At 56.5% G+C, this 24630-nt stretch carries 20 protein-coding genes; 11 read left to right on the top strand and 9 right to left on the bottom strand.

The features are described from left to right. The first annotated feature begins 16 nt into the window (after positions 1 to 16). The 5 genes from DWB63_RS03020 to DWB63_RS03000 all read left to right on the top strand — a co-directional run bounded on the left by DWB63_RS03020 (position 17) and on the right by DWB63_RS03000 (position 5795). On the top strand, positions 17 to 985 hold the full coding sequence (locus DWB63_RS03020) for an ABC transporter substrate-binding protein (protein ID WP_128327333.1): 969 nt from the start codon (positions 17 to 19) through the stop codon (positions 983 to 985). Between the two features lie 416 nt (positions 986 to 1401). Next, positions 1402 to 2196 (top strand): hypothetical protein, encoded by a 795-nt coding sequence (locus tag DWB63_RS03015; protein ID WP_128327332.1) that lies wholly within the window; start codon positions 1402 to 1404, stop codon positions 2194 to 2196. A gap of 11 nt (positions 2197 to 2207) precedes the next feature. Further along, positions 2208 to 2834, top strand: a complete 627-nt coding sequence (locus DWB63_RS03010) for a CDP-alcohol phosphatidyltransferase family protein (protein ID WP_128327331.1) — start codon at positions 2208 to 2210, stop codon at positions 2832 to 2834. Between the two features lie 208 nt (positions 2835 to 3042). Continuing rightward, positions 3043 to 4467, top strand: coding sequence for a HAMP domain-containing sensor histidine kinase (locus tag DWB63_RS03005; RefSeq protein WP_128327330.1), 1425 nt, complete (start codon positions 3043 to 3045; stop codon positions 4465 to 4467). Beyond that, entirely contained in the window at positions 4461 to 5795 is a 1335-nt protein-coding gene (locus DWB63_RS03000; protein WP_128327329.1) for a sigma-54 dependent transcriptional regulator, read from the top strand. The genes DWB63_RS03005 and DWB63_RS03000 overlap by 7 nt, the downstream gene beginning before the upstream one ends. A gap of 6 nt (positions 5796 to 5801) precedes the next feature. Here DWB63_RS03000 and DWB63_RS02995 read toward each other — a convergent pair whose 3' ends face one another. Then, positions 5802 to 7775, bottom strand: a complete 1974-nt coding sequence (locus DWB63_RS02995) for a S16 family serine protease (protein ID WP_241648582.1) — start codon at positions 7773 to 7775, stop codon at positions 5802 to 5804. 813 nt (positions 7776 to 8588) lie between these two features. Here DWB63_RS02995 and DWB63_RS02990 point away from each other — a divergent pair. The 3 genes from DWB63_RS02990 (at position 8589) to nhaB (ending at position 12877) form a co-directional block, all read left to right on the top strand. After that, on the top strand, positions 8589 to 9053 hold the full coding sequence (locus tag DWB63_RS02990) for a universal stress protein (RefSeq protein ID WP_241648578.1): 465 nt from the start codon (positions 8589 to 8591) through the stop codon (positions 9051 to 9053). A 52-nt stretch (positions 9054 to 9105) separates the two neighbouring features. Continuing rightward, positions 9106 to 10902, top strand: a complete 1797-nt coding sequence (locus DWB63_RS02985; RefSeq protein ID WP_128327326.1) for an SLC13 family permease — start codon at positions 9106 to 9108, stop codon at positions 10900 to 10902. Between the two features lie 352 nt (positions 10903 to 11254). Further along, a complete protein-coding gene (gene nhaB / locus DWB63_RS02980) occupies positions 11255 to 12877 on the top strand; it encodes a sodium/proton antiporter NhaB (protein WP_128327325.1) in 1623 nt (540 codons plus the stop codon). 120 nt (positions 12878 to 12997) lie between these two features. On the opposite strand, the gene DWB63_RS02975 is transcribed toward nhaB, so the two are convergent. Further along, entirely contained in the window at positions 12998 to 13819 is an 822-nt protein-coding gene (locus DWB63_RS02975; RefSeq protein ID WP_128327324.1) for a nitroreductase family protein, read from the bottom strand. A gap of 358 nt (positions 13820 to 14177) precedes the next feature. Here DWB63_RS02975 and DWB63_RS02970 point away from each other — a divergent pair, with 358 nt between their 5' ends. After that, on the top strand, positions 14178 to 14531 hold the full coding sequence (locus DWB63_RS02970) for a DHCW motif cupin fold protein (RefSeq protein WP_128327323.1): 354 nt from the start codon (positions 14178 to 14180) through the stop codon (positions 14529 to 14531). Positions 14532 to 14636: 105 nt separating this feature from the next. Here the strand turns inward: DWB63_RS02970 and DWB63_RS02965 are convergent, their stop codons facing one another. The 5 genes from DWB63_RS02965 to DWB63_RS02945 all read right to left on the bottom strand — a co-directional run bounded on the left by DWB63_RS02965 (position 14637) and on the right by DWB63_RS02945 (position 19982). After that, on the bottom strand, positions 14637 to 15248 hold the full coding sequence (locus DWB63_RS02965) for an FmdE family protein (RefSeq protein WP_128327322.1): 612 nt from the start codon (positions 15246 to 15248) through the stop codon (positions 14637 to 14639). A gap of 21 nt (positions 15249 to 15269) precedes the next feature. Continuing rightward, complete coding sequence (locus DWB63_RS02960) at positions 15270 to 16025, bottom strand: ABC transporter ATP-binding protein (protein ID WP_128327321.1); 756 nt, start codon at positions 16023 to 16025, stop codon at positions 15270 to 15272. After that, positions 16022 to 17092, bottom strand: a complete 1071-nt coding sequence (locus DWB63_RS02955) for an iron ABC transporter permease (RefSeq protein WP_128327320.1) — start codon at positions 17090 to 17092, stop codon at positions 16022 to 16024. The genes DWB63_RS02960 and DWB63_RS02955 overlap by 4 nt, the downstream gene beginning before the upstream one ends. A gap of 1 nt (position 17093) precedes the next feature. Next, on the bottom strand, positions 17094 to 18146 hold the full coding sequence (locus DWB63_RS02950; protein WP_241648577.1) for an iron ABC transporter substrate-binding protein: 1053 nt from the start codon (positions 18144 to 18146) through the stop codon (positions 17094 to 17096). Between the two features lie 321 nt (positions 18147 to 18467). Then, a complete protein-coding gene (locus DWB63_RS02945; RefSeq protein ID WP_128327318.1) occupies positions 18468 to 19982 on the bottom strand; it encodes a catalase in 1515 nt (504 codons plus the stop codon). Between the two features lie 249 nt (positions 19983 to 20231). On the opposite strand from DWB63_RS02945, the gene DWB63_RS02940 reads away from it, so the two are divergent. Continuing rightward, positions 20232 to 21218 (top strand): ABC transporter substrate-binding protein, encoded by a 987-nt coding sequence (locus tag DWB63_RS02940; protein WP_164879768.1) that lies wholly within the window; start codon positions 20232 to 20234, stop codon positions 21216 to 21218. Positions 21219 to 21249: 31 nt separating this feature from the next. Then, positions 21250 to 22722 (top strand): HAMP domain-containing sensor histidine kinase, encoded by a 1473-nt coding sequence (locus DWB63_RS02935; protein ID WP_206613120.1) that lies wholly within the window; start codon positions 21250 to 21252, stop codon positions 22720 to 22722. Between the two features lie 355 nt (positions 22723 to 23077). On the opposite strand, the gene DWB63_RS02930 is transcribed toward DWB63_RS02935, so the two are convergent. Beyond that, entirely contained in the window at positions 23078 to 23506 is a 429-nt protein-coding gene (locus tag DWB63_RS02930; protein WP_128327315.1) for an arsenate reductase ArsC, read from the bottom strand. A 9-nt stretch (positions 23507 to 23515) separates the two neighbouring features. Next, on the bottom strand, positions 23516 to 24619 hold the full coding sequence (arsB, locus tag DWB63_RS02925; protein WP_128327314.1) for an ACR3 family arsenite efflux transporter: 1104 nt from the start codon (positions 24617 to 24619) through the stop codon (positions 23516 to 23518). Between the last annotated feature and the right edge of the window lie 11 nt (positions 24620 to 24630).

Here is a 24630-nt window from a genome sequence, read left to right as displayed (position 1 = left end):
GCTTCAGGAGAATACAATGAAAAAAATACGCATACTGATGATAACTGCGTGCCTGTCCTGCATGGCGCTGCTCATGGCATTTTCGGTGGCCAGCGCCACGCCCCTCAGGGCCCCGGAACGGATCAAGGCCGTCATGGTCGGTGATCGCTTGGTGGACGTATCCCTCAAGCTGGGAATCATTCCCGAAGGTATGTCCGTACGCCTTTCCATGTGGCCAGACAAAGCCCAGGGATTGCCCCTGTCCAGTCAGGTGTTGGGTTGCCCCAATTACGTGACCAAAAAAAATCCGGACACCATCTCTTCGTTCATGAAGGAGCGCGGCATAACGCGCCTTATCCTTGAAAAAAGCAACAAGTTCTGCTTGTACATGAAAGATGTGAATCCTGTGAATGTGGCGGATCTTGTCAAGGATGTCCCGGGCGTGGTCATCGAATACGCGGATTTTACCCACGGCGTGGGGGCGGGTATCGAGGAGGTCGCCAGGCTTCTCGGGAAGGAAGAGCAGGGGCGTGAGGTCCGTGCCGACTATGAAACTGCGATGAAAAAGGTCGAAGCCCAATTGCCGAAAGCCGGATACGGGCGCCGCGTGGTGATTCTCAACGGAAACTATTCGGTCGCCACCGGCAAGACGTTCATCCGCATAGAGGCCCCCGGCGGGTATACCGATCAGTATATCCTCACGCCTTTGGGATGCACCAATGTGGCCGGGGAGATGCTGACCGACAGCATGAAAGTGTCCAAGGGGCATGTCTCGGCAAGCCGGCTCGCGGGCCTCGCAAAGGTAAATCCCGATATTATCGTTGCCACCGGAAACGGGTTTGCCGTTCAAAAGGCCCTTCACGACGCCATGATAAGGAACCCGGCCCTGGCGGACATCCCTGCCTTCAGGAATGGGGATGTCTACAGCCTGCCGTTTTACGGAGATTCCAGCATCCTGGAATATCCCGGTATATTCAGGCAGTGGAGCATTGCCCTGCAGAAGTAGTGTCGCTTGGGCATGATTACGCATCTGAAAAGGGCGGTGACTCGGGTTGCCGCCTTTTTCCAGTTCTCAGGGGCCGGTCCGGCTTGGCCTTCATTCTTCCGGCGACCTTTTTGTGGGCTGGCTTTATCCTGGGTCCGGCACGCTCGGGTTTCAACTCGGGTGACAGGAGGCTGTTGAATGCAGAGAGGGTGTCGTTGCCAGTCCGTTTCCCGCCTATCAATGGACATCCGTGGAGGGAAAAGATATGCTAAGAAATTGGGGTTGCAGGTTGATGCCGTTTGTTGAAGCTTGGGCGTAAAATATAATTTTTTCAGTAGAATATAATCATGCCAACATTTGATTTGCATTTTCATGCCAATATCCACCGGATGCCGAGGAGGAATAAATTCCTCCGGTTGCAGAAGATCCGGTGGTATATGAAGCATTCCGAAATCGATTACGTGGCATCGACAGAGCATTCCTACAAGAAGCCCCTGGAGGCATACCAGCGTCTGGCCGATGCGTCTTCCGGGCTGAAAACGGAGATAATCCCGGGTGTTGAGGCGGTCTCATCCGAGGGCGTGGATATCATTTTTCTCTACCGTTCCGAAGACCAACTCAAGCAGGGGCTCAAACAGGTCCAAACTTTCCGGTGGTCTGTTCGCGACGTGGCCAGGATTGCCGAAGACACCGAATCAATCGTGATCGTTCCACATCCGTTTCATATAGGGAAATCTTCGGCCGGGACCATTTTGTCCGGAAGGGCTTATCAGCGTCTGTTGGAGATGTGTGACTATATTGAAATCCATAACGGCTCGGCCTTGACCGCGGACAAACGCCTGTCCGGGAGTAAGGTCAGGAATCTTTTCAAGAACACCCAGGCGAAATTGGACAAGACCCTGAATCTGCCCATAGAGGACCGTGGGGAAGGCCTCGGTTGGGCCGTGAGCAGTGACGCCCATTATCCTGGGGAGCAGTATGTTGTCGGCGTGACGGACCTGTTCCCCGAGGACGGGGATGACACCTTTGATTTCCTGAAAAAACGCATCCGCTTCGATTCGTATCCGGTTCTTGATCTTTCCGATAGCAAGATGCGAAACAACACGAAATTATTGAGAAGTTTGCAAGGTGTGATCAAGGAAGGTTTGATCAAGAAGTACCTTAAGACACTGGGAAGAACCAAGTCCGTGGTCGCCATTTGTGCCTATTATGGATTGCTCCCCAATTCATAGCGGAGTTGAAGATGGATTATTTCAATGACGAGGAACGTGACAGGCAGAAAGCCTTCGCTGCCAAACGCGATTATGTATTCTTTCCGATCGTCCGTCTGCTGATGGCTGTGAAGGCAACCCCGAACCAGGTTTCAATCGCAGGCGTTGTCTGCCTGATGCTCACGTGTTTGCTGCCGAAATCCCAAGCGGTCATGGCCACATCCCTCATGGCGCTGTACGTGTTCTGCGACGGCATTGACGGCCCGCTTGCACGGCGGATGGGAACTGCGCACCCCGGAGGTTCCCTGATAGACATCGTCTCGGACCAACTTGGCGTGGTCTTTTTGTCTGCTGCGGCAATTTACCATCTGGGCGCCTGGGGTCCGGTAATGGTCATATACGCAAGTTCCTATCTGATTATTATCGGTCTTGCCGTTTATGCGAACTCCCTTGGGATCGAACTCAGGAAGTTCATTCGTTCGAAATACATCTTTTTCCTTTTGTACTTGGGCTCTCTGCTGGCTGACAGGGATTTGGTCACATACTTCTGTGCGGCCTTTGCCTTCCACTACTCCATAGAGACGTTTGAGGCTTTGCGGCGGATATACAACCATCACGCTGAAAAGCTGGAAAAGAGCGTCGAGGGCCGGGCCGACTAGCTTCGGCTCTTAACGCATCCCGCGCCTCCCCCGGGCTTCACCTCCCTGATCCGCGTGCGGGTGAGGATTCCGAGCAGGGTTTTTTCGGCTGTGCCGCCCCTTCGGTTGCCTTTTGGGAGAGCAAGGCATAGCCTGTGGCCGACTTGATTTCGATGTTGACGATTTGTACGGGGGTCTTGATGCCTCCCCGAAACACTGGACACCACCTATGCTCAAATTCAATATCAGGCAGAAAATCGTCTTCGGCATCGCCATCTTCACCCTCTGCTTCGGCTGTATCGCCCTGCTTTCCTACTCGAATACCGTACAACTGGAGCGGGATGTTCTCGTCGTCGAACGTGCTGACGATCTCAGCAATCTCATCCTTGAAACCCGGCGGAGCGAAAAGAACTTCTTTCTCTACGGCGACAAGACGATCTTCAGCAAGGGTATGAAGAATATCGATGATGCCGATGCCCTCTTGTATTCACTCAGTTCCGAGTTCCGACAGGACGTGGTCAAGCAGCGCGGGATAGCGCTCGAAGGGGATTTGAAACAGTATCGCTTGTTGCTTGAGACGATCCTTCGGAACGAGAAGGCAGGTGTCGGCGGCAGCGAACAGGAAGCGGTGGTGGGTGCGCTTCGCGAGGCCGGGCAGCGGCTTGTCGAAAACTCGCGGGCCATTGCCCGGTTTGAAAGGGCAAGCATCCTGTCCATCAACCACAAGCTTCGAACAACGCTGGTCCTGTCCATGATCACCATCGCCGCTGTCATATTCATGCTGGTGATCTTTGTCTCGTCAAGCATCCTCCATCCCCTGCGGCGGGTGCAGGCCGCCACCAAACGCATCACCCTCGGTACCTTTGTGCCGTTGCCCGTCAAGAATGCGCACGACGAGGTGCAGCAGGTCTTTGTTGCCCTGAATTCCATGGTCGAGCAGTTGGCCAAGCGTCAGAAGCAGCTTGTCCAGGCCCAGAAGCTTTCCTCCATAGGCACGCTCGCCTCAGGCATCGCCCACCAGTTGAACAACCCCCTGAATAATATTTCCACCTCCTGCCAAATCCTCATGGAGGACGATGCGCCAAGGGACGAACTGGCGAACAGGATGATGCAGAATATCAAGCAGGAAACCCTGAGAGCCAGGGACATCGTCAAGGGGCTTCTGGAATTTTCCAGGGAACGGGAATATTCCCCTGCGCCGTTTCCGCTTGATCACATCGTGCAGTCCGCCGTGCGCCTCGTCTCGAGTCATGTCCCTTCGGGCATTTCCGTGACCACGGATATCCCCGGCGACATTCAGCTCCAGGTCGACCATCAGCGGATGCAGGAGGCCTTCATCAATCTCATCATCAATGCCGTCCAGGCCATGGAGCAGAAGGAAGGAGCCATTTCAATCGGCGCAGCCAGGGAAGGCGATCACGCCCTGATCACAGTCATGGATACGGGAACCGGCATCAGCAAGGATATCCTTGATCGCGTGTTCGATCCGTTTTTCTCGACAAAGGAAGTGGGGCAGGGGACCGGACTCGGTCTCTACATCGTCTACGGCATCATAGAAAAGCATCAGGGGAGCATCCGCGTCGAAAGCTCCCCGGGCAAGGGGACAACGTTTTTCATCCGCCTGCCCCTTGCAAAGGATGCCGCCACATGCTGACCCAGGCCAAAATACTGGTGGTCGACGACGAGGCCATCGCTCGTGACAACCTCATCCACATCCTGTCCAAGGAAGGGTATGCGGTCACGGCCGTGAGCTCGGGCGACAAGGCCTTGCAGGAGCTCGAGAAGCAGGATTATGACCTCATCCTGACCGACCTGATGATGCCGGGTATCGACGGCCTCCAGGTTCTGGAAAGAGCCAAGGAGATGCGGCCGCCGGTCCAGGTCATCGTCATCACGGGGTACGCTTCGGTGCAGACAGCGGTCCAGGCCATGCAGAAGGGGGCGCACTCCTACGTTGCCAAGCCTTTCAATCTCGATGAGCTCAGGATGCAGGTCCGCAAGGCCCTGGAGCAGCGTGCCCTGTCCGTCGAAGTGCTCCGCCTCAGGCAGGTTCTCGCCAAGGGCAAGCAGGATTTTCCCCTGGTCGGGCAGAGCGACGCCCTTGTGGGGCTCAAGAAAACCGTCAGGCAGCTCGCCGGCATGAGCTGCAACGTGCTCATTCAGGGTGAGACGGGCACCGGAAAGGAGCTGATCGCCCAGGGCGTGCACGTGCTCAGTTCCCGGTCCGAAGAGCGCTTCATGGCGATCAACTGCGGCACGTTCACGGCGGAACTCATGGACAAGGAACTGTTCGGCCATGAGCGCGAAGCATTCACCGGGGCGCAACGCGGGCAGAAGGGAATCCTGGAGGTCGCTGACGGCGGGACCGTCTTCTTTGATGAAATCAGCGAACTGCCGTTGAACATGCAGGTCAAGCTGCTCCGCGTGTTGCAGGAAAGGACCTTTTTGCGGGTCGGCGGGACACAGGAAATCCCCGTGGACATACGGGTCATCGCCGCTGCCAACTGCGACCTGAGACAGAACGTGGCAAACGGGACATTCCGGCAGGACCTGTTCTATCGGCTCAATGTCGTCACCCTGTCGGCCCCGCCGCTGCGCGAGCACCGGGAAGACATTCCGGTCCTTGTCGGTCACTTTCTGGAAAAGCACCGGACTTCGGATCATGCGCTGGCGTCGATCTCTCAGGAAGCGCTGGACATCCTCATGAATTACTATTTCCCAGGCAATGTCCGCGAGTTGGAGAACATCGTTCAACGCGCATTGGCCCTGGCCAGGGGGAGTGTCTTCACCCCGGATCTGCTGCCCGACGAGGTTCGGATGGCCCCCCGGGAAAAGCCGTTGCAAACCCTGGAAGAGGTGGAGCGGCGTCATATTGAAAAAGTATTGCGGGCTACCGGCGGCAACAAGACGCAGGCCGCCATCATCCTCGGGATCGACAGGGTTTCGCTCTGGCGCAAGCTCAAGCGCCACAGCATGGAATAGGAACGGCTACAACAGCGCCAGATCCACCGCGTCGTCCAGTCCGTGGACCAGACGGATATCCAGGCCTTCAAGCACGTCCTCCTCAAGGGAATGCACGGCCCGTTCGCATTTTTCCGGCAGCACGACCGTCCGAATGCCCGCCCGGGCCGCCGCCATGATCTTTTCCCGTATGCCTCCCACGGGCAGCACCTCGCCCAGAAGGGAGAGTTCTCCTGTGAAGGCCATGTCCTGGCGCACGGGGCGCTCCGTCAGCAGTGACAGGAGGGCTATGGCTATGGTCAGTCCGGCCGAGGGGCCTTCCTTGGTCACGGCACCTGCAGGGATGTGGACATGGATGTCCGAGGATTCGAAGAAGTCCGGTGAAATGCCGAATTGTTCGGCGTGGCTGCGGATGTAGCTCAGGGCTGTTTGCGCCGACTCCCGCAGGACTTCGCCCAGGGAGCCGGTAAGGATGAGCTGTTTGTTGCCGCGCATCCGGGCCGTCTCGACAAAGATGATGTCTCCCCCGACCTCTGTCCAGACCAGTCCCGTTGCCAATCCGACCTTGGCCGTGGACCGGGCCACGGTCGTGAAGTGGGGTGTCGCCCCCATGATCTCCGGGATGTCGTCGCCGTTCACTTCACGGATATCGGAGGTCTCGCCGTGGGCCAGGGTCTGCCGCGCCAGTTTGCGGCATAGGGAGGCGATCTGCTTTTCCAGCCCCCGCAGGCCGGATTCGCGCGTATAATCCAGGATCAGGCGCCTGACCGCGTCCGGGAGAACGCGGATCGAGTTTTCCTTCAATCCATGCTGGTAGAGCTGCTTCGGAATCAGGAAGCGGGTGGCGATTTCCTGTTTTTCCTTGATCGTGTAGCTTGAGAATTCGATTTCTTCCATGCGATCCCGAAGGGGGGCGGGCAACCGCTCAACGACGTTGGCCGTGGCGATGAACATGACGCCGGAAAGGTCGAAGGGAAGCCCGAGATAATGGTCGGCGAAAGCGGTGTTCTGCTCCGGGTCGAGAAGTTCGAGGAGCACCGATGTGGCGTCGCCCTGAAAATCCTGAATGATCTTGTCCATCTCATCGAGCATGATCACGGGATTTCGTACCCCGACCTTCTGGATTCCCTGCAGAATCCTGCCGGCCATGGCCCCGACATACGTGCGCCGGTGGCCGCGAAGCTCTGCCTCGTCGCGCAAGCCCGCCAGGGAAAGGCGGAAGAACTTGCGGCCCATGGCCTCGGCAATGGCCTGGCCTATGGACGTCTTGCCCGTGCCGGGAGGCCCGGTGAAGCACAGGACGGGACCGCGCAGGTGCTGGGCCCGGTGGTTCTTCTGCAACAGGTCATAGACGTAATCGCGAAGCTTGGTCAGGTTGACCGGCTTGCTCAGGTATTGGTCCGCGCCCTTGCGCATGGCGGTGACGGCCGTCTTCACGGTGGCATAGCCCGTGAGCATGATGACGCCGGTGTCGGGCCAGCGGCGGCGGAGCGCTTCCAGGAGTTCCAGGCCGTCCATGCACTCCATCTTCAGGTCCGTCACCACGACGTCCGCAGGGTCGCGTTCCATGGCGGCCACGGCCTCCAGGCCGTTGGCCACGGCGGTCACGGTGAAGCCCTCACGTTCGAAGACCAATGAAAGGTTTTCCCTGGCAATGAGCTCGTCGTCGGCCAGCAGTATTTTAGTCTCATGGCGGCCGTGCAGGTTCTTCACCGCCAGGAATTCCAGGATGCGTTCCTTGACCTGGCCCAGGCCATGGTGTCGGGCGTCGAGAATCGTCTCGGCCCGATCGAGATCAAGATCGTCCTTTGTGGTGACGTTCCAGGGCAAGGACAGGATGAATTCGAGATAGTTGTACCCTATGGCATATTCCGGGGAAGACTTGTCTACCTTGGCGAGCCGTTCGTATTCATCACGGGCTGCAACGAGAATCGGTCCGGGCAGCCCGGCAGACTCCACGCGTTTACGGAACGAATCCACTACGGAGTCAACCTGTTCCATCTTTTTTTCAGGTTCGACGGGAGGTTGGACATCTCCAGGCGTTCCATCACCACTCTTCCGTTGAAACCACTTCATCGCTGCAATCTCCGGCAAATTTGAGGAAGGCGTTGTGTGCGAGGACTCGCGGCAAGAGCTACATCAATGTCGCACCGGACAAGCCGGTACCGGCTGAACCCCATGCTCAAGGCGCTGTTACCAAATACCATGATTCAAATAGGCTGTTAACATTGCAATGTGTAACACACCCGGTTTGTCTGCAGTGCAGCGGAGGTGGATTCGGCTGATTTTGTGATAAATCACACAAGTGATTCTGTAATGGTCTGTATTCACAGAGTTTTATTGAAAAAGTAAATGTAAGATTTTTCCTGTTCGGGCATTCTTGTCCGAAAATAGGGCATTTGCTCCTCATCCAAATTGGCGGCCTGCGTTCTTGTGCTGCAAATCGCAACAGTTTCGTATGCGCTGGCAACCGGCATTTCCAGGGGGTGTTGCTGTTTGCCTGTCTCCACGGTGTTGCTATCGGCAACGGTTTGTCGGGTTTGGCAACAGTGGCTATCTTAAAAATATAATAATATAAACATGTTATCTTTCAAAAAAAGACTGGCGTGGTTCTTGATAGCTGAACAGTGAAGAAGCAAACACAGAAAGAAGAAACAGGAGTCAGGCATGACAGCGACGCAGACTGTTAAGGGGTTTTTCGGCAGGCATTATGCGGCAACGGCAAAGGCTCAGTGCAACACGTGCAGTGTCGGCACCTGGGCTATCAACCGCGAACAACATCTATATGCGACGAGAAATGAAAGGGGGCTCTTCTTGAAGAAGTTAATCAAAAGAATCTGGGCGACGGAATTGAAAGAGAACGTTCGTCCCGAATCCGTAAAAACAGCCATGGCAACCACAGCATGTACTCGTAGTGAATGCAAGATACTCATTCTTTGCAAAGGGTGCACTTTTTCCGAAGATGTCATGGAATATGCTGTTGATATGGCTTCCAAGACCAAGAGTGGCATCGTGGCACTCAACCTGGATGAACAGGGCGACAATTTCAGCAGCTTCCGCATGGAGTCTGAAAAGAATGTTGCCACCTTCGCCTGCAAGGCGGCAGACGCGGGATTGCAATTTGCCCATGTCGTCGAACAGGGTGCGGAAGTTTCCGTCGTTGCGCGTTTGTACAGCGAGGACGAGGCTTTCCGATACGTCATGGATGACGTGGTCAGTCAGACCTCACGCAAGCAGATCATTCCTGTGTACACACGGGCCATGTTGCGAGTGAAATAATAGTATTCGCTCTCATATTCACAGTTAGATTTTACTCAGACAAGGTAGACTCATGACTCCAGAGATTATTATGGTCATGGCAGTACTCGGCTTTGCCGTGCTGCTTTTTATATTCGAATGGGTTCGGGTGGATGTCGTCGGCATCATAATGATGGTGTTGCTGCCCCTGCTCGGGCTGGTAACACCAAAACAGGCCATCAGCGGTTTGAGCAGCAACGCGGTCGTTTCCATCATAGCAGTCATCATCATCGGCGCCGGCCTGGACAAGACCGGCGTCATGAATTCGATGGCCAGGGTTATTCTGCGGTTTGCAGGAAAAAGCGAAACGCGCATCATGACCTTGATCGCGGGTACCGTGGCGGTCATCTCCGGGTTCATGCAGAACATCGGCGCAGCTGCACTGTTTCTTCCTGCAGCCAAACGTATCGGCAACCAGACAGGGGTGCCCATCGGGCGTCTGCTCATGCCCATGGGCTTTTGCGCAATCATCGGCGGTTGCCTTACCCTTGTCGGTTCCAGTCCGCTGATTCTTCTCAACGACCTGATGGTCGTCGGCGGCAAGCACTATGACACCTTCGGGTTGTTCAGCGTGACGCCTGTAGGCCTGCTGCTGATCGCGGCGGCTCTTGGATATTTCATCTTTTTCGGTCGCTTCATCCTGCCCTCCAAGGGCGTGGATGAAATCGCCGGTCCCATGTCTTCCGCCCTTGCCGGAACCTATCAGGGCATCGGTTCGCTGCATGAGCTGCATGTGCCGCAGAGCTGGAGCAACGACACGGAGATCATGGCCCTTGAATTGCGCCCCCTGTACTTCTCGACAATCGTTGCCATAGCCCGCGAGGATGGAACACAGGTGTTTGCCCCTGACGCCACGGAGAATATCCAGGCGGGAGATCATCTGGTCTTGTTCGGTCCCCGGGAAATGGTTGAGCACATGGCAGAGAACCTGGGCTGGGAACTGCAACCCGAGCTGGCCTCTTTCGCCGAAGAGCTTTCACCCAACAATGCGGGAGTCATGGAAGGATTGGTGACGCCCCGTTCCGAGTTGGTGGGCGAAACCCTGGCGGACATCCGTTTGCGCGAGAGGTTCAAGGTTTCCCCCCTTGCCATCTTCCGCGGCGACAAGCTGTTCGTCAGCGGCCTGTACAGTTTCAAGATCGAGTCCGGTGACGCCATTCTGCTGCATGGCCGCTGGGAAATGTTCCACATGCTGAAGGAGGGCCACGAGCTGGTCTTCACCGAGGATGTGAAGGGCGAGATCCTCCGTACGGAGAAGGCCAAGATCGCCCTGATGTGGCTGGCGGTTTCCCTGGTCATGATCCTCGGTTTCCATGTCCAGCTCTCCATTGCCCTGCTGGCAGGCGCCTTGGGCATGATCCTGACGAAGGTCCTGACCATCGACGAGGCGTACCAGTCGGTGGACTGGATGACAGTCTTCCTCCTTGGCGGCCTTATCCCGTTGGGCATGGCCTTTGAAAACACAGGTGCAGCCAAGTATATCGCCGACACCATCATGGCCGCGCTCGGGGCTCCCACGCCCGTGATCCTGTTGACCGTCATCGGTATCCTGACCTCGTTCTTCACCCTGGTCGCATCCAATGTCGGCGCAACGGTGCTGTTGGTGCCGCTGTCCATGAACATGGCCATCAATGCGGGGGTCGATCCGCGTATTGCCGCCCTGACGGTTGCCCTGGCGGCTTCGAATACCTTCGTGTTGCCGACCCATCAGGTCAATGCATTGATAATGCGTCCCGGCGGATACAAGACCATCGACTACGTCAGGGCCGGTGCAGGCATGACCGTCCTGTATATGGTGGTCATGATAACAGCCTTGATGCTCTTCTATTAGAACCGTTTGCAGAAGCGCTGGAGCAGGCTCACTGCTCCAGCGCCTTTTGCATGTCCGATTCCGGGCTTTTGGCTGATCATGAAACCGAACGGGCATGCTGTGAACCCGGTTTCAAACCAAAGACTCTCAAGATGGGTTGAATGGATATCCAAGCGTATATCGATTTGCATAATATGCGTTTGGGGTCTTGATAAGATCTGTGGAGAGGAATATTTACTTGGTCGAGCAAGTGTCTTTGATGATTTCGATGCGTCACTCTCCGGGTGGTTTGAGTGGCGCTTGAATGCAGTTCAAATTGGCTGGATTCGTTGTATTAAAGTAATTATATCGTTGACCTTACACGGAGATAGTAATGCGTCCATCACCCCTTCAAGCCTTTTTTCAAAATTTTCTCGGCAGTGCGCCGACCTGGTACAAACTGACCATCATTTCTTTCCTGATCCTGAACCCCTTCCTCATGTTCGGTGTGGATCCCTTTGTGGCAGGGTGGGCGCTTATCGCCGAATTCATCTTCACTCTGGCCATGGCCCTCAAGTGTTATCCCCTGCCTGCAGGCGGTCTGCTCGCCCTGGAAGCGGTCGCCCTGAAGATGACCTCCCCGGAAACGGTCTATCATGAAGCCCTGAAGAACTTTGAAGTCATTCTGCTGCTGATCTTCATGGTTGCGGGCATCTACTTCATGAAGGAGTTCCTCCAGTTCACCTTCACGCGCATTCTGGTTCGGGTCCGTTCCAAGATGCTCATTTCCCTGCTTTTCTGCTTTGCCGGCGCATTTCTTTCCGCCTTTCTGGATGCCCTTACCGTCACCGCCGTGATCATGGCCGTGGCCTTTGGCTTCTATAATGTCTATCATCGGTTCGCCTCGGGCAAGACCCTCCAGGGACCGCACGACCTCGTCGACGACAGTCCAGTCAAGGACAAGGGCAGGGAGGACTTGAGGGAATTCCGCGCGTTTCTGCGCAATCTCATGATGCACGGTGCCGTGGGTACGGCCCTGGGCGGCGTGTGTACCCTGGTAGGCGAGCCTCAGAACCTGCTCATAGGCGGCGAGATGGGATGGCATTTCGTCCCGTTCTTCCTGGAAGTCATGCCTGTATCCATGCCGGTTTTCTTCACCGGTATGCTGACCTGTGTTGCCGTTGAAGCGTTTCATCTGTTCGGATATGGCGCGCAGATGCCCGGCAACATCCGGTCTCACCTGTTGGAAACCGCCATTCAGATGGAAGAGAAGCAGGGACAGAGCGGAAAAATCCGTTTGGTCGTGCAGGCCCTGACCGGAATCTGGCTCGTCCTGGCCCTCGGTTTTCACCTTGCCGCCGTCGGTATTATCGGCCTGTCCGTAATCATTCTGCTGACAGCCATGAACGGTATCGTCGAAGAGCATCGCCTGGGCAAGGCATTTGAAGAAGCCCTGCCGTTCACGGCGCTTCTGGTGGTCTTCTTTTCCGTTGTCGCGGTCATCCACGACCAGGGACTGTTCCACCCCATCATCGAATACGTGCTTCACCTCAAGGGCCAATCCCAGCTCGTCGCATACTACTGCGCCAACGGCCTGCTTTCCGCCATCTCGGACAACGTGTTCGTGGCAACGGTATACATATCTGAAACCAAGCTTCATTTCGTCAATGTCCTGGGCGCCATTCCGGATATCGGCATGACCGGGCAGGCGCTGATGGACAAGCTGACCGACCCCCATGTCGCGCGCGCCGATGTCCTGGCCACCCTGCCCCAGGCCGCTGCGGCCCGGGCTCAGGAAGTCATGTTGAACCTGGACAAGCTGGCCGTGGCCATCAACACGGGTACCAACATCCCCAGTGTCGCCACTCCCAATGGTCAGGCCGCGTTCCTCTTCCTGCTGACCTCGGCCCTTGCGCCGGTCATTCGGCTGTCCTACGGCCGTATGGTCATGTTGGCGCTGCCCTACACCATCACCATGTCGTTGGTGGGCCTGGCTGCGGTCAACTACCTTCTCTAACCGAACCAGCCACAACCATGTGGCGCGCCCGACCCTGTTACAGCAACCCCTTGCGACAGGGGAGGGCGCACTCTTATTGATCCTGATGAAAAGGCCCCGGATGACCGGGGCCTTTCTTCATTACAGGGTCACTCGGCGTATGGAGCCGCCGGGCCGCTGTACCGTACGATGGTATTTCAATGCGGGTTTGCCGAAGGCCATCATGTACACGATCCTGTGGTCATCGGGGATGCCCAGCTTCGTGCACACGTCCGGGGCGATCATGGTCAGCACGGCCTTGGCGATGCCGTCCCAAACCGTTCCGAGGCCGTGACTGTTGGCCAGCAATTCGAAATAGCTCAGGGCGATGAAACAATCCGGTTCAGGGGCGAGAGCATCCTTCGGGCAGGAGGCGACGAGCAGGTGCGGTGCCCCGCGGAAGATGACGTCATTACCGTTTTTACAGCCCTCGAGATACGTTGCTATCCGTTCCATAGCTTCGGGGATTGCGTCGTCACGGAGCGCTTTGAGCGCAGCCTCGGTAGTCATCTCCCGGAAGACATCCATGACCGCCGGGTCGTCGATGACCGTCAACAATGTGGATCGGTTGTTCACCGCAGTGGGTGCATGGGACACCACTTCCAGAAGGTGATGGATGAGCTTTGGGTCCACGCCTTCCTTCTTGTATCTCCGCGTGGATCTCCGCCCCATGAGCAGGGTTTCCATCTGTTCGGGCACAGGCAGATTCCCCTTGAGCGGCAGACTATCCTCGGGATCCTTGCCCAGAATGCTCAAGGCCCCCGGTTTGCAGATGGCCAGGCAATGCTGGCATTGGATGCACAGCGATTCCTTGTCTTCGGCGATGAACGGATAATCGGCCATTTCGATTATTTGCGGCATACAGTCCTTGGCGCATTCCCCGCACTGGGTGCATTTCGCATGATCAACGTGAAAATTGAGCATAAGGGTGTTCTCCTGATTGATTCGGTATGTATTATTTATGGATGGTGTCCCATTTTAGCATGTACGGTGCAAAAGTGAAGTAGGCACTTTTTTGTTTACCAGTATGCTTTAGGTAGTAATCATATGATTTCGAATTGTTGGGCCGGGTTTTCATGTTCTTGACTCAGCCTGTGGCTGCGTGCATTTTCAGGTGCAGACAGTGCATCTATCCGACAATGGCCCGTGTGTCTGTTCTCGAATGCATGGACGTGCGTTTCGTTGGTGCCCCACAGGGCTTGTCCTGAGATTGCCGGGCTGGTACCGAGAAATGTACCATGAAGGCAGACAAGAACCATCCAGCATAGAACATGGAGCGATCATGAGCGATCCGAACATTCCGTTTCAGACCATTGACTGGTCGAGAATCCCCAGGACAGAGCACCAGGGAGAGCAGGGCGTGGCCTATTGGCAGACCGTTCAGCTTCCTGGTTTGCGGATCAGGATTGTCGAATATTCCGCAGGGTATGTTGCGGATCATTGGTGCGAGAAAGGGCACATCGTCCATTGCCTTGAAGGTGAGGTCGTCAATGAGCAGCAGAACGGACCGGACTCCGTCCTGACCCCAGGCACGTCCTATGTTGTCTCCGACGAACTGAGTTCGCATCGGTCGGTCACGAAAACCGGCGTGAAGCTGTTGATCGTGGACGGCGATTTCCTGAAATTGAAGCGTTGATGCGACCATATGGCAGAGCCTGTCCCTGCCGCAACGAATAAGGGCCTGGAAGGTTTTACCTGCACGCCTTTGTTGGCGGTGTTTCGGTTCTCGCCACTCGGGCCGTCAGATTTTCTGCTCCATGGTGGTGAAACAGGGGATGCAGACGGTCTTGCCGCTGAAACGCCGGGTGCGTGACTCCATGACGGTCTCGCCGCAGCAATCGCAGGTCAGGCTTGCCAGAATCATGGCGGGACGCGGCAACCCTTCCTTGAGTTGGGTGACGTCGAACATGTCCTCCAACTCCAACTCCATGAAACGCTCCTTGAGCAGGGTGCGCAGTTCCACGATGCGATCGAGCTCGTCCCGGGTGGCGGAGCCTTGGTCCTGCTTTGCCATGAGGGCGGCCAGTTCCGTGTCCATTCCTGCCCGGATATCGGGGTTCAGCAGGGCGCGCAGACCCTTGCCCGTTTTCCTGTCAAAGAAGGAAAAGGCAATCTTTCCGAAATCCCGGTGCAGGAAATTGCCCTTTCCGTAGGTGCATCCGGTGAGGAACTGGATGGCGTCCACCCCGCACATGTCGGTTTCGGAAACCGCCACCATTTCAATTTCATTCGGGTTTCCCAGTTCGCGCATGGCCAGCTCGGCCGCACGTATGCCGATGGTCAGTCCCGGACAGCTGTGGCCGTGAAAGGAGATGGTCTGTTCAATGATTTCTTCGGAAAAAGTACACGGCATGGATGTTCTCCCTGTGTCTGGTTATCCTGCCGGGACGATCATGGGATGCCCCTGCACAGTGTGGATGTGAACCGGCAGACCGTAGACCTCCTCGACGGTGTCGGAAGTGACCTCGCAGGCCGGTCCGGTGGAATGGATGCGCCCTTCCTTGAGGAAGAGGACCTTGTCGGCGTAACGCAGGGCGGTGTTCAGATCGTGCATGGTCATGATCGCGCCGATCTTGTGTTCATCCACCACGCGACGGAGCATGGTCAGAATGTCTACCTGGCTTTTGAGGTCCAGGGAACTGGTGGGCTCGTCGAGCAGCATCAGCTTGGGCTCCTGTACCATGGCGCGGGCTATGGCCACCTTTTGCAGTTCGCCCCCGCTCAGGCAGTCGATGTATCGGAGGGACAAACGCTCAAGGTCGAGCCGTTTGATCGCCGCGTCCACGATCTTGAGATCCTGTTCACGTGGCCGCCAACGGATGTGCGGCTTGCGCCCCATGAGCACGGCATCGAACACCGTCAGGCGTGCCGTCTCGCTGCGCTGGGCCACGTAGCCGACGCCCAGGGCGATTTCATCCGGCCGCATGGCCAGGATATTGCGGTCTTCGACCATGACTGCCCCGGCTGACGGGCGGTGGATGGCATTGATGCATTTGAGCAGGGTGGTCTTGCCCACACCGTTGGGGCCGAGTATGGCCAGCAGCTCCCCGCCGTCCAATTGGAAATCCACGCCTGCAAGTACGCTGGCGCCGCCGTAGGTGAAATCGATTTCGGAAACAGAAAGGATCATCTGCGTTGCCCCCGTATGATGAGGTAGATGAAAACCGGCGCCCCCATGAACGCCGTGAGTACCGAGACCGGCAGGATGTGGGGGGCGAGAATGAGGCGGGCCACGGTGTCGGACACGAGCAGGAGCAGGCTGCCGCCCAGGATGGATGCAGGCAGGAGAAAGCGGTGATCCGAACCGACAATGCGTCGGGCCATGTGCGGCACCACCAGGCCGACAAAGCCGATGATGCCCAGGAAGGCGATGATCATGGCCGTAACCAGTGAGGCCAGCATCATACCGATCATGCGGACGCGGTCCACGCGTACCCCCAGGCCCTTTGCCGTTTCGTCTCCCGCGTCTATGGCGTTGTAGTTCCAGCTATTGGTCATGAAGTAGAGGGAGGAAGGGATCACGACCAGGGTGATGGCGCCCAGTTCCGCCCAGGATGCACGGGCCGTGTCCCCGAAGGTCCAGAAGACCATGGCGGCCAATTGGACGTCGTCCGCAAAGAATTGGAGGAACATGGTTCCGGCGGTGAACAGGGCACCCAAGGCCACGCCTGTGAGGACCATGATCTCCGGCGTGGCGCCGCGCAGGCGGGAGACGGCGACAATCACCCCGGCGGCGGCCAAGCTGGCGACAAAGGCCGCGCCCGTGGTCAGGTACGGATTGGTGATGCTCACTGCGCCCGTATTGGAGGAAGTCATGATGCCGCCGCCCAGCAGCATGACCGAAAAGGCTGCGCCAAAGGCCGCAGCATGCGCGATGCCCAGGGTGAACGGCGATCCCAGCGGGTTGCGCAGAATCGACTGCATGGTGGTTCCGGCCACGGCCAGTCCTGCCCCGGCCACGATGGCCGCCAGGGCCTGGGGCAGGCGGATGTTCCAGATGATGATGTCCGAACGTTTGGAAACGACAGCGCCGAACAGGCTCGCCGCCACGTCGCCTACCGGAATGCGGGCCGCTCCCAGGGAGACGGCGACCACCAGGGTGACTGCGAGCAGACCTGCCAAAACCATGATCAAGGATACTTTCCAGCCGATATACCGCCGGTATTCGGCCGGGACTTCTCCATCATGGAAATGCATATCAATTCACCGGAACGGGCTTGTAGGCCAGATCCTGGAAGAGATGGTTCATGTCCTTGAAGACGGGTTTGCCCACGAGGAAGGTGTAAATCTCGTCAGCCTTGACAGCAGGGTCGATGTCCTCGAACCGTTCGGGGTACAGTTGTTTGCCGATGAAGAATGCGTTGGCCAGGATGGAGCCGTAGTTCCGGCTATACCAGTTGTACGGCAACAGACCGTATACCTGGCCCTTGGTGACGGCGGTCAGGATCCGGTACGCGGGGTCTGTCTTCAATTCGTGCAATCCGCCCGCTTCCTGTCCCATTTGCAGGGTGGACAGGTCGAGGAACAGGATGCTGGGATCCCATTTGACGATCATTTCCTTGGCTACGTCGGAATGTTGCAGATCCTTGCCCGTAAGCCCCTTGTCATAGGCAACGTTCCTGGCGTTGACAAAGGTAAAGGGCGGGTATGCCGGTTCAGTTGACTGAAAGCCGTGGGGCCCCTTGGATGCGATGCCGCCTACGAACACGGTGGGGCGCTCCTGTTCGGGAATGTCTGCCGTGCGTTGCTTGAGGTCGGCGATTTGAGCATCTATGAAGCTGATGACCTCTTCGGCGCGTTGTTGCTTGCCCACGACTGCGCCCATGATGCGCAGGGACTGATAGAGTTGGGGCCGCTGTTCGCCGAGGTTTCCGTAATTGAGCTCCACCACGGGTATGCCTGTTTTTTGCTGCAACTCTTTGGGGTTGTAACCCATTTTGCCGTAGGTCTTCAGGATTACCTGGGGTTGCGGTTCCAGGGTCAGGATCAACTCGGGATTGTCGTGCCCGCGAAATTCGCCGAAAATAGGCAGGGATTTGAATTGCGGATTGGCCAGGGCGTATGGGCGGGCGTCAAAGGTAATCTTGCGCGTCTCGATATCATCTACGGCCACGATCATGGACTGCGCCTGGAGATAGGTCAGCAGCCGCAGGCTGCCGGGGCCGGAGCAGATGACATGTTCGACCTCTTGCGGGACGGAGACCGTGCGCCCGGAACCGTCAACAATGCTGTTGGTGCCGGTCTGTGCCATGGCAGGGGCTCCAAGGGCCAGTATGAAAAGGAAACATCGGATAATATTTTTCATTTATACACCCGTTGAAAGATACGTTTACAAGATAGGTTGATTAAAATTGACACGAAAAGACAAATAGTAACACTTTATGGATTTAGATGAATCCACTCGATCAGTCAAGAGGGGTAAGAGATTCGGATTGTTGCCGTCTGAAATGCGTTCGTGTATCCGGTTCTTTTGCCCGAAGGCGGAAAAGAAGTTCCTCGCGTCACCGATCTGGAAGGGCAATGAAAAAGGCCGCTCCAGAGAGCGGCCTATCGGGTTTTGTTTGGGCAGGGGTTATTTCATCGGGGTTGCGGCCACCCGCTCATCCTGCGTCATGGCTGCCAGTTTTTCGACTTCCTTGATTTTGAGGCCGAGGCCCTTTGCAACCCTGGTGCCGTAGTCCTTGTCTGCCAGGTAGAAGATGGCGCACTGCCTGAGTTGTATAGGTGCAGGCACACTCTTCATGCTGCCCAGGATGTTGCTGATCAGGTTGGCGCGGTCCTGTTCCGTCATGACTTGGCGGTACAGGTTGCCGGGCTGGACAAAGTCGTCGTTCTTGTGTCCGTAGACATGACGGTCGCCTTCGCCGTCCAGGGGGATGCCCGGCTCGTTGGAAACGTTGTCGGGCGCAGGGCCGTCGAAACTGTTGGGCCAGTAGTTCGGGCCACCGCCGCCGTTGCCGTCCACGCGCATGGCCGCGTCCCGCTGGTAACTGTTTTCCCGCGCGTGTTTGGCCTGGTTGACCGGAATGAGGTGGTAGTTCGGCCCGAGACGGTGCAGGTGCGTGTCGTGGTACGAGAACAGGCGGCCCTGCAGCATCTTGTCGGGCGAGACCCCGATGCCGGGCACGAGGCTGCTGGGATTGAACGCCGCCTGTTCCACCTCGGCGAAGTAGTTTTCAGGATTCCTGTTGAGCACCAGCTTGCCCACGGTGATGGGCGGAACCTCTTTGTGCGGCCAGACTTTGGTGATGTCGAAGATGTCCCAACCAAAGTCCTTGGCCTGTTCCGGGCTGAGAATCTGCATCTCAAGGGTCCATGACGGATAGTCCCCGGCCTCTATGGCCTTGTACAGGTCTTCTGTTGCGTGGTCAGGATTTTTCCCGCACATTTCCGCAGCTTCGGGACCGGTCAGGTTCTTTATCCCCTGGTCGGTCTTGAAGTGATATTGCACCCAGTAATACTCGCCCTTGGCGTTGTACCATTTGTAGGTGTGGCTGGAATAGCCGTTCATGTTGCGGTAGGTCGCGGGAGTCCCCCGATCCGAGAAGAGGATGGTCACCTGATGGATGGATTCCGGCGTCAGCGACCAGAAATCCCAGGCCATGGTGGGGCTTTTCAGATTGGTGGCCGGGTCGCGCTTCTGGGTGTGGATGAAATCCGGGAACTTGAGCGGGTCGCGAATGAAGAAGACCGGGGTGTTGTTGCCGGTCATGTCGTAGTTGCCTTCCTCGGTGTAGAACTTGACGGCAAACCCGCGCGGGTCGCGTTCGGCGTCGGCACTGCCCTTTTCTCCGCCCACAGTGGAAAAACGGGCAAAGACATCGGTCTTTTTCCCCACCTTGGAGAGAAACGCGGCCTTGGTGTATTTCGTCACATCGGCAGTGACTTCGAAATAGCCGTATGCGCCTGCACCCTTGGCATGGACCACCCGTTCCGGGATGCGCTCGCGGTCGAAATGCGCCAGTTTTTCGAGGAGGTGGACGTCCTGCATCAGGGCCGGGCCACGGGGACCGGCGGTAGTCGTATTCAGGTCATTCCCGACCGGGCAGCCAAAAGCTCCGGTCAATGTCTTTTTCCCTTTTTTCATGGTGTTGCCTCCGTGTGGTTGCCAGTTATCGGTTCGGTCTGTCGTTGTGCCTTTGTCGAGTTTGCAGTTATCATTATCACAAAAGACAGTGTTTTGATACCGTCTGGACACTGTTTCAAAAAAGACACAGGCCGTTAATATCATATTATATAATAGTGTGTTTGTGCCGTGATGTGCTAAATTTAAATACTAATAAGGGAAAAAGAACATATGTTGTGTCGCAAGATGATTGTAACTGTTTGTTTCGCCGTGGCATGTCTGTTTCATGCCGGATTGTCCTTTGCCGAACCGGTGCGGATTCTGATGGTCGAGACCATGCCTGTTCCGGCGGTTCTCGAACACGAGAGGGCTTTTGTCGAAGGTCTTGAGCACCTCGGCTACGGTGTGGGCAAGGATGTCGCCATTGACACCATCAAGGGCCAGGGAGATTCAGAACGCATCAAGACCGGGCTTGCGGAATATTTGTCCCGTCATAAACCGGATATCGTTGTCTCTTTCGCGACACTGGCCTCGGTGGCCGCCCATGAGGCTCTTGACGGGACGGATATTCCGTTGGTCTTCTGCGTGGTGTCGGACCCGGTGGGGGCAGGGTTGATCAAGGAAGTGGGTAAACCGACCGGGACCAATGTGACGGGGCTCGTTTTCTCCCTCATGCACCGTGCCAAGATGGATCTTGCCAAAAGCCTTCTGACGCAACCTTTTCCGGGCCGCCCGGTGCGTGTAGGCGTCGTGCATTCAGACTATCCGGCCGCTGTGGCCGAGGTGAATGCAATGAGTGCCATTGCCGACGAGGACGGCAGGATTCGATTCGAATCCCACAAGGTAAAGTTTCGTCCCATACCGGAAGGGTTGGAGTCCATGTTGGCAGAGGCCAGTGAGGGCATTGCCGCACTTTCCTCTGAAGTTGATTATTGGTGGATCGTGCCCGGACCACTTGGGGAAACAGCGGAATTCTCCCGGCTGTTGCTGGATACCACTGTCCCGGTGGGGCTCTGCCACACTGAGAACTGCTGCAAGGGCGGAGGGCTTCTTTTCATCGGTCCCGAAAACGGCAAGGGCGGCAGGCAGGTGGCGTCTATGGTGGATAGGATTTTAACGGGAACAGCGCCTGGAAATATTCCCCCGGTTCCGCCGGACAGCTTTGACATGGGTATCAACCTCACCACGGCGATCGAATTGAACATCGTCATTCCCAGTCAGTATCTGGAACTGGCCGGGGAGCATGTGTGGCGGTAAGATGCGGTTGCGGCGAAAAATAACGTGCGCCATGCTTCCTGCAGTGGTCCTGTCGCTTTTTCTCACCGGATGGATGGTGATCAGCTATGCCACTGAGGCCACACATGAAGCAATTTTTCGCTATAGCCAGGGTGTCCTCGACGCCTATGTGACTCAGGATCTGGCAGCCAGGGCCCGACTGCTCAAGGACAATTATTTGGATAACGTGCCCTCATTTGTGGCTGGCTACCAGCAGGAGGCGTTGGCCGCTGCCGCTGAACTCAATCTCATTTGGCCCGGACATCTGTTTATCATCGATGGGAACAGGGACATCATCTTGTGCACGACTGGAGAGATGCCCGATCGTTTGCCTCCAGCCTGGGATGAAACACTGGAGAAGATGAAGCACTCGACAGAGACGGTTCACGGTCATGTCTCGAGCAGCGAGGGCTTCGTGGCACACTATTTCGAGCCCTGGAATTGGAGCGTCTTCATACTCATCAAAGGCGATTTTCTCCACGCCAGAGTGCGGCACATCTGGCTGACCGTTGCCATCATCGGGGCGATAACCTGTATGGTCCTTGTTTTGATTATTGGTTTCGTGTTGCACAAGCTGATCGTGAAGCCGGTCAATCTGCTCCAGAATGCCACCGAGCAGATAGCGATGGGGGAGATGGGAATTTCCATTCCCGTGGGTGACGGTGACGAATTCGGCGATTTGAGCCGGGATATCGAGGGCATGTCTTACAGAATCCAGCAGTCCCGTGAGAAGTTGCAGCAGGCGGTTGACGAATTGAGGACGATGGATGCGATCAAAACGTCGCTCATAGCCAATTTGTCCCATGAATTGCGGACTCCGTTGACCTCCATAATCGGTTTTGCAAAGCTCAGCCTGAAAAAAATCGGATCCATATCCGGGCTTTCGGAATCCGCGGATGGGGACGGGGCAACTCTGATTGCAGTTCAATCTGCGTTGGAGACCGTGTCGACTCAGGGCGAGTGCATGGAGGGGATGATCGGCAATATCATCACCTTGATCTCGTTGATCCAAAAGGATGCCGCCGGAGAGCGGGAGCCGCTGGATGTCGGCTCCGTTGTCACCCAGATCGCTGATGAGATGCGAGCGGGAATCGAATGCAAGGGGCTTTCCCTGCGGGTCGAGACCCCTGATGAACCGCTGATCGTCCTTGTCGACAGAAGCCAGATCGCCCTCGTGTTGCGGCACTACCTTTCCAACGCCATGGTTTTCACCGGTGCCGGCGGTATCCTGGTGAGGGCAGAGGCCGGTAACGGCGAGATCGTGGTGGAGGTGAGGGATACCGGGCCGGGGTTGAGTCCCGAGAATGCCCGAAAGGTCTTTGACGAATTTTATCAGGCCGGTGATTTGATGACCGAAAAGCCCAGGGGATTGGGCATCGGTCTTTCCATCTGCCGCAAGATCGTTGAACTCCATGACGGTCAGGTATGGGTGGAAAGCATCCCCGGAAAGGGTAGCTCGTTTTTCTTTTCACTCCCGACCCGTTAACCTTTGGTTCGGTTGGCTGGAAGGTGCAGCGGCGGCTGTTCCGGCCGTTATTCCGCCAATTCGCGTGTCATTTCATGATCAACGTGTCCGTTAATGGGGAATGGCACGGACATGCAGTTTCAGTTTTATCGGGTCAGGATGTCGGACCGAACTCATCTTTCGAATCAGTGTGTCGTGTCATGCAGATTGAACGTGGTCTTGCGGCCATGGTTTCAAGCAGGGCATTGGGCATCCCTTTGCTCAGGGAGTGGAAAAGGAGTGCCTCTGCCGTGGCCGGATGCGTTCCAACATCGCCGGAGAACCCGTGCCAGAACGGATCTCCGCATTTGTCCAGATCGCCATATGCGAGGACTTGTTATTCGACCTGCATCGAATCTGGCAGGCCCTGGACGAATTCCTTGATTTCATCCCGGACGCGGCGATACACGGTCAGGATTTCCTCTTCGTCGGAGAGATTTCTGGTCAGACTCGGCGGGTCGTCAAACCCGACGTGTACCACCTTGGTCTTGGCTGGGAAATAGGGGCAGTTCTCATTGGCGTGCCCGCAGACCGTGACCACGTATTCGAATTCCACGCCTTCGGGCAGGTCGGTGACCAGCTTGGAGGCGTTGTTGGAGATATCCACTCCGGCCTCGGCCATGACCTTGACCGCAAAGGGGTTCAGGCCGTGGGTCTCAACGCCTGCGGAGTATGCGGTGAAGGCATCTGGCTTGAGGTGGGCGGCCCACCCTTCGGCCATTTGGCTGCGGCATGAGTTGCCGGTGCACAGGAAAAGTATGTTCATTCGTGGCTCCTACCGGGCTTCCGAGGTTTCACATCTGACATGGCAGATGCCGTTCAGGGATTCCTTGGCAAAGGGGTAATATCTGCGTTTGAAATAGATGGCCACGTTGACCAGGCCGATGAGGACCGGCACCTCCACCAGCGGGCCGATGACCGTGGCAAAGGCTTCGCCCGAGTTGATGCCGAAGACCGCGATGGCCACGGCAATGGCCAGTTCGAAGTTGTTGGAGGCCGCCGTGAAACTCAGGGTGGTGGATTGTTCATAGGTGGCATCGGCCTTCCATGAAAGGTAGAATGAGACCAGGAACATGATCAGGAAATAGATGGTCAGCGGGATGGCGATGCGGACCACGTCCAACGGCAGGGCCACGACCTTGTCTCCCTTGAGCGAGAACATGACGAAGATGGTGAAGAGCAGGAAGCAGAGGGTCAAGGGGCTGATCTTCGGGATGAACACCTGCTCGTACCATTCCTTGCCCTTGAGTTTGATCCCGATGAAGCGCGAGGCCATGCCTGCCAGGAACGGGATGCCGAGATAGATGAACACGCTTTCGGCTATCTGGCCCATGGAGATGTCCACCACCACTCCTTCCAGACCGAACCAGCCGGGCAGGATCGTGATGAAGATATAGGCGTAGACCGAAAAGAAAAGCACTTGAAAAATGGAATTGAAGGCCACCAGTCCGGCGCAGTATTCGGAATCGCCTTTGGCAAGATCGTTCCAGACGATGACCATGGCGATGCAACGGGCCAGTCCGATCAGGATCAATCCCACCATGTAATCGTGGTGGCCGGACAGGAAGGTGACGGCCAGTCCGAACATGAGGATGGGACCGATGATCCAGTTCTGGACCAGTGAGAGGGCCAGCACCTTGTAGTTGCGGAAAACCTTGCCGAGTTCTTCGTATTTGACCTTTGCCAGAGGCGGATACATCATCAGGATAAGGCCTATGGCGATGGGAATATTGGTGGTTCCGACCTGGAAGGAGTCGATGACATCCTTGATGCCCGGCAGGAAATAACCGCTGCCCACGCCGATGAACATGGCCAGGAATATCCACAGGGTCAGGAACCTGTCCAGAAAGGAAAGCCGTTTGATCGTTGATTCCGCCATCATGTTGTCCT

This window comes from Pseudodesulfovibrio sp. S3, assembly GCF_004025585.1.
Classification (GTDB): domain Bacteria; phylum Desulfobacterota; class Desulfovibrionia; order Desulfovibrionales; family Desulfovibrionaceae; genus Pseudodesulfovibrio.
Note: the sequence above shows the minus strand (reverse complement) of the source record. Positions and strands in the feature narration are given on the sequence as shown.

Bases quoted from the DNA above. Each gene is read 5' to 3' on its own strand.
- DWB63_RS03020 (WP_128327333.1), top strand. From the start codon at position 17: ATGAAAAAAATACGCATACTGATGATAACTGCGTGCCTGTCCTGCATG.
- DWB63_RS03015 (WP_128327332.1), top strand. From the start codon at position 1,402: ATGAAGCATTCCGAAATCGATTACGTGGCATCGACAGAGCATTCCTAC.
- DWB63_RS03010 (WP_128327331.1), top strand. From the start codon at position 2,208: ATGGATTATTTCAATGACGAGGAACGTGACAGGCAGAAAGCCTTCGCT.
- DWB63_RS03005 (WP_128327330.1), top strand. From the start codon at position 3,043: ATGCTCAAATTCAATATCAGGCAGAAAATCGTCTTCGGCATCGCCATC.
- DWB63_RS03000 (WP_128327329.1), top strand. From the start codon at position 4,461: ATGCTGACCCAGGCCAAAATACTGGTGGTCGACGACGAGGCCATCGCT.
- DWB63_RS02995 (WP_241648582.1), bottom strand. From the start codon at position 7,775: ATGGAACAGGTTGACTCCGTAGTGGATTCGTTCCGTAAACGCGTGGAG.
- DWB63_RS02985 (WP_128327326.1), top strand. From the start codon at position 9,106: ATGACTCCAGAGATTATTATGGTCATGGCAGTACTCGGCTTTGCCGTG.
- nhaB (WP_128327325.1), top strand. From the start codon at position 11,255: ATGCGTCCATCACCCCTTCAAGCCTTTTTTCAAAATTTTCTCGGCAGT.
- DWB63_RS02975 (WP_128327324.1), bottom strand. From the start codon at position 13,819: ATGCTCAATTTTCACGTTGATCATGCGAAATGCACCCAGTGCGGGGAA.
- DWB63_RS02970 (WP_128327323.1), top strand. From the start codon at position 14,178: ATGAGCGATCCGAACATTCCGTTTCAGACCATTGACTGGTCGAGAATC.
- DWB63_RS02965 (WP_128327322.1), bottom strand. From the start codon at position 15,248: ATGCCGTGTACTTTTTCCGAAGAAATCATTGAACAGACCATCTCCTTT.
- DWB63_RS02960 (WP_128327321.1), bottom strand. From the start codon at position 16,025: ATGATCCTTTCTGTTTCCGAAATCGATTTCACCTACGGCGGCGCCAGC.
- DWB63_RS02955 (WP_128327320.1), bottom strand. From the start codon at position 17,092: ATGCATTTCCATGATGGAGAAGTCCCGGCCGAATACCGGCGGTATATC.
- DWB63_RS02950 (WP_241648577.1), bottom strand. From the start codon at position 18,146: ATGGCACAGACCGGCACCAACAGCATTGTTGACGGTTCCGGGCGCACG.
- DWB63_RS02945 (WP_128327318.1), bottom strand. From the start codon at position 19,982: ATGAAAAAAGGGAAAAAGACATTGACCGGAGCTTTTGGCTGCCCGGTC.
- DWB63_RS02935 (WP_206613120.1), top strand. From the start codon at position 21,250: ATGCTTCCTGCAGTGGTCCTGTCGCTTTTTCTCACCGGATGGATGGTG.
- DWB63_RS02930 (WP_128327315.1), bottom strand. From the start codon at position 23,506: ATGAACATACTTTTCCTGTGCACCGGCAACTCATGCCGCAGCCAAATG.
- arsB (WP_128327314.1), bottom strand. From the start codon at position 24,619: ATGGCGGAATCAACGATCAAACGGCTTTCCTTTCTGGACAGGTTCCTG.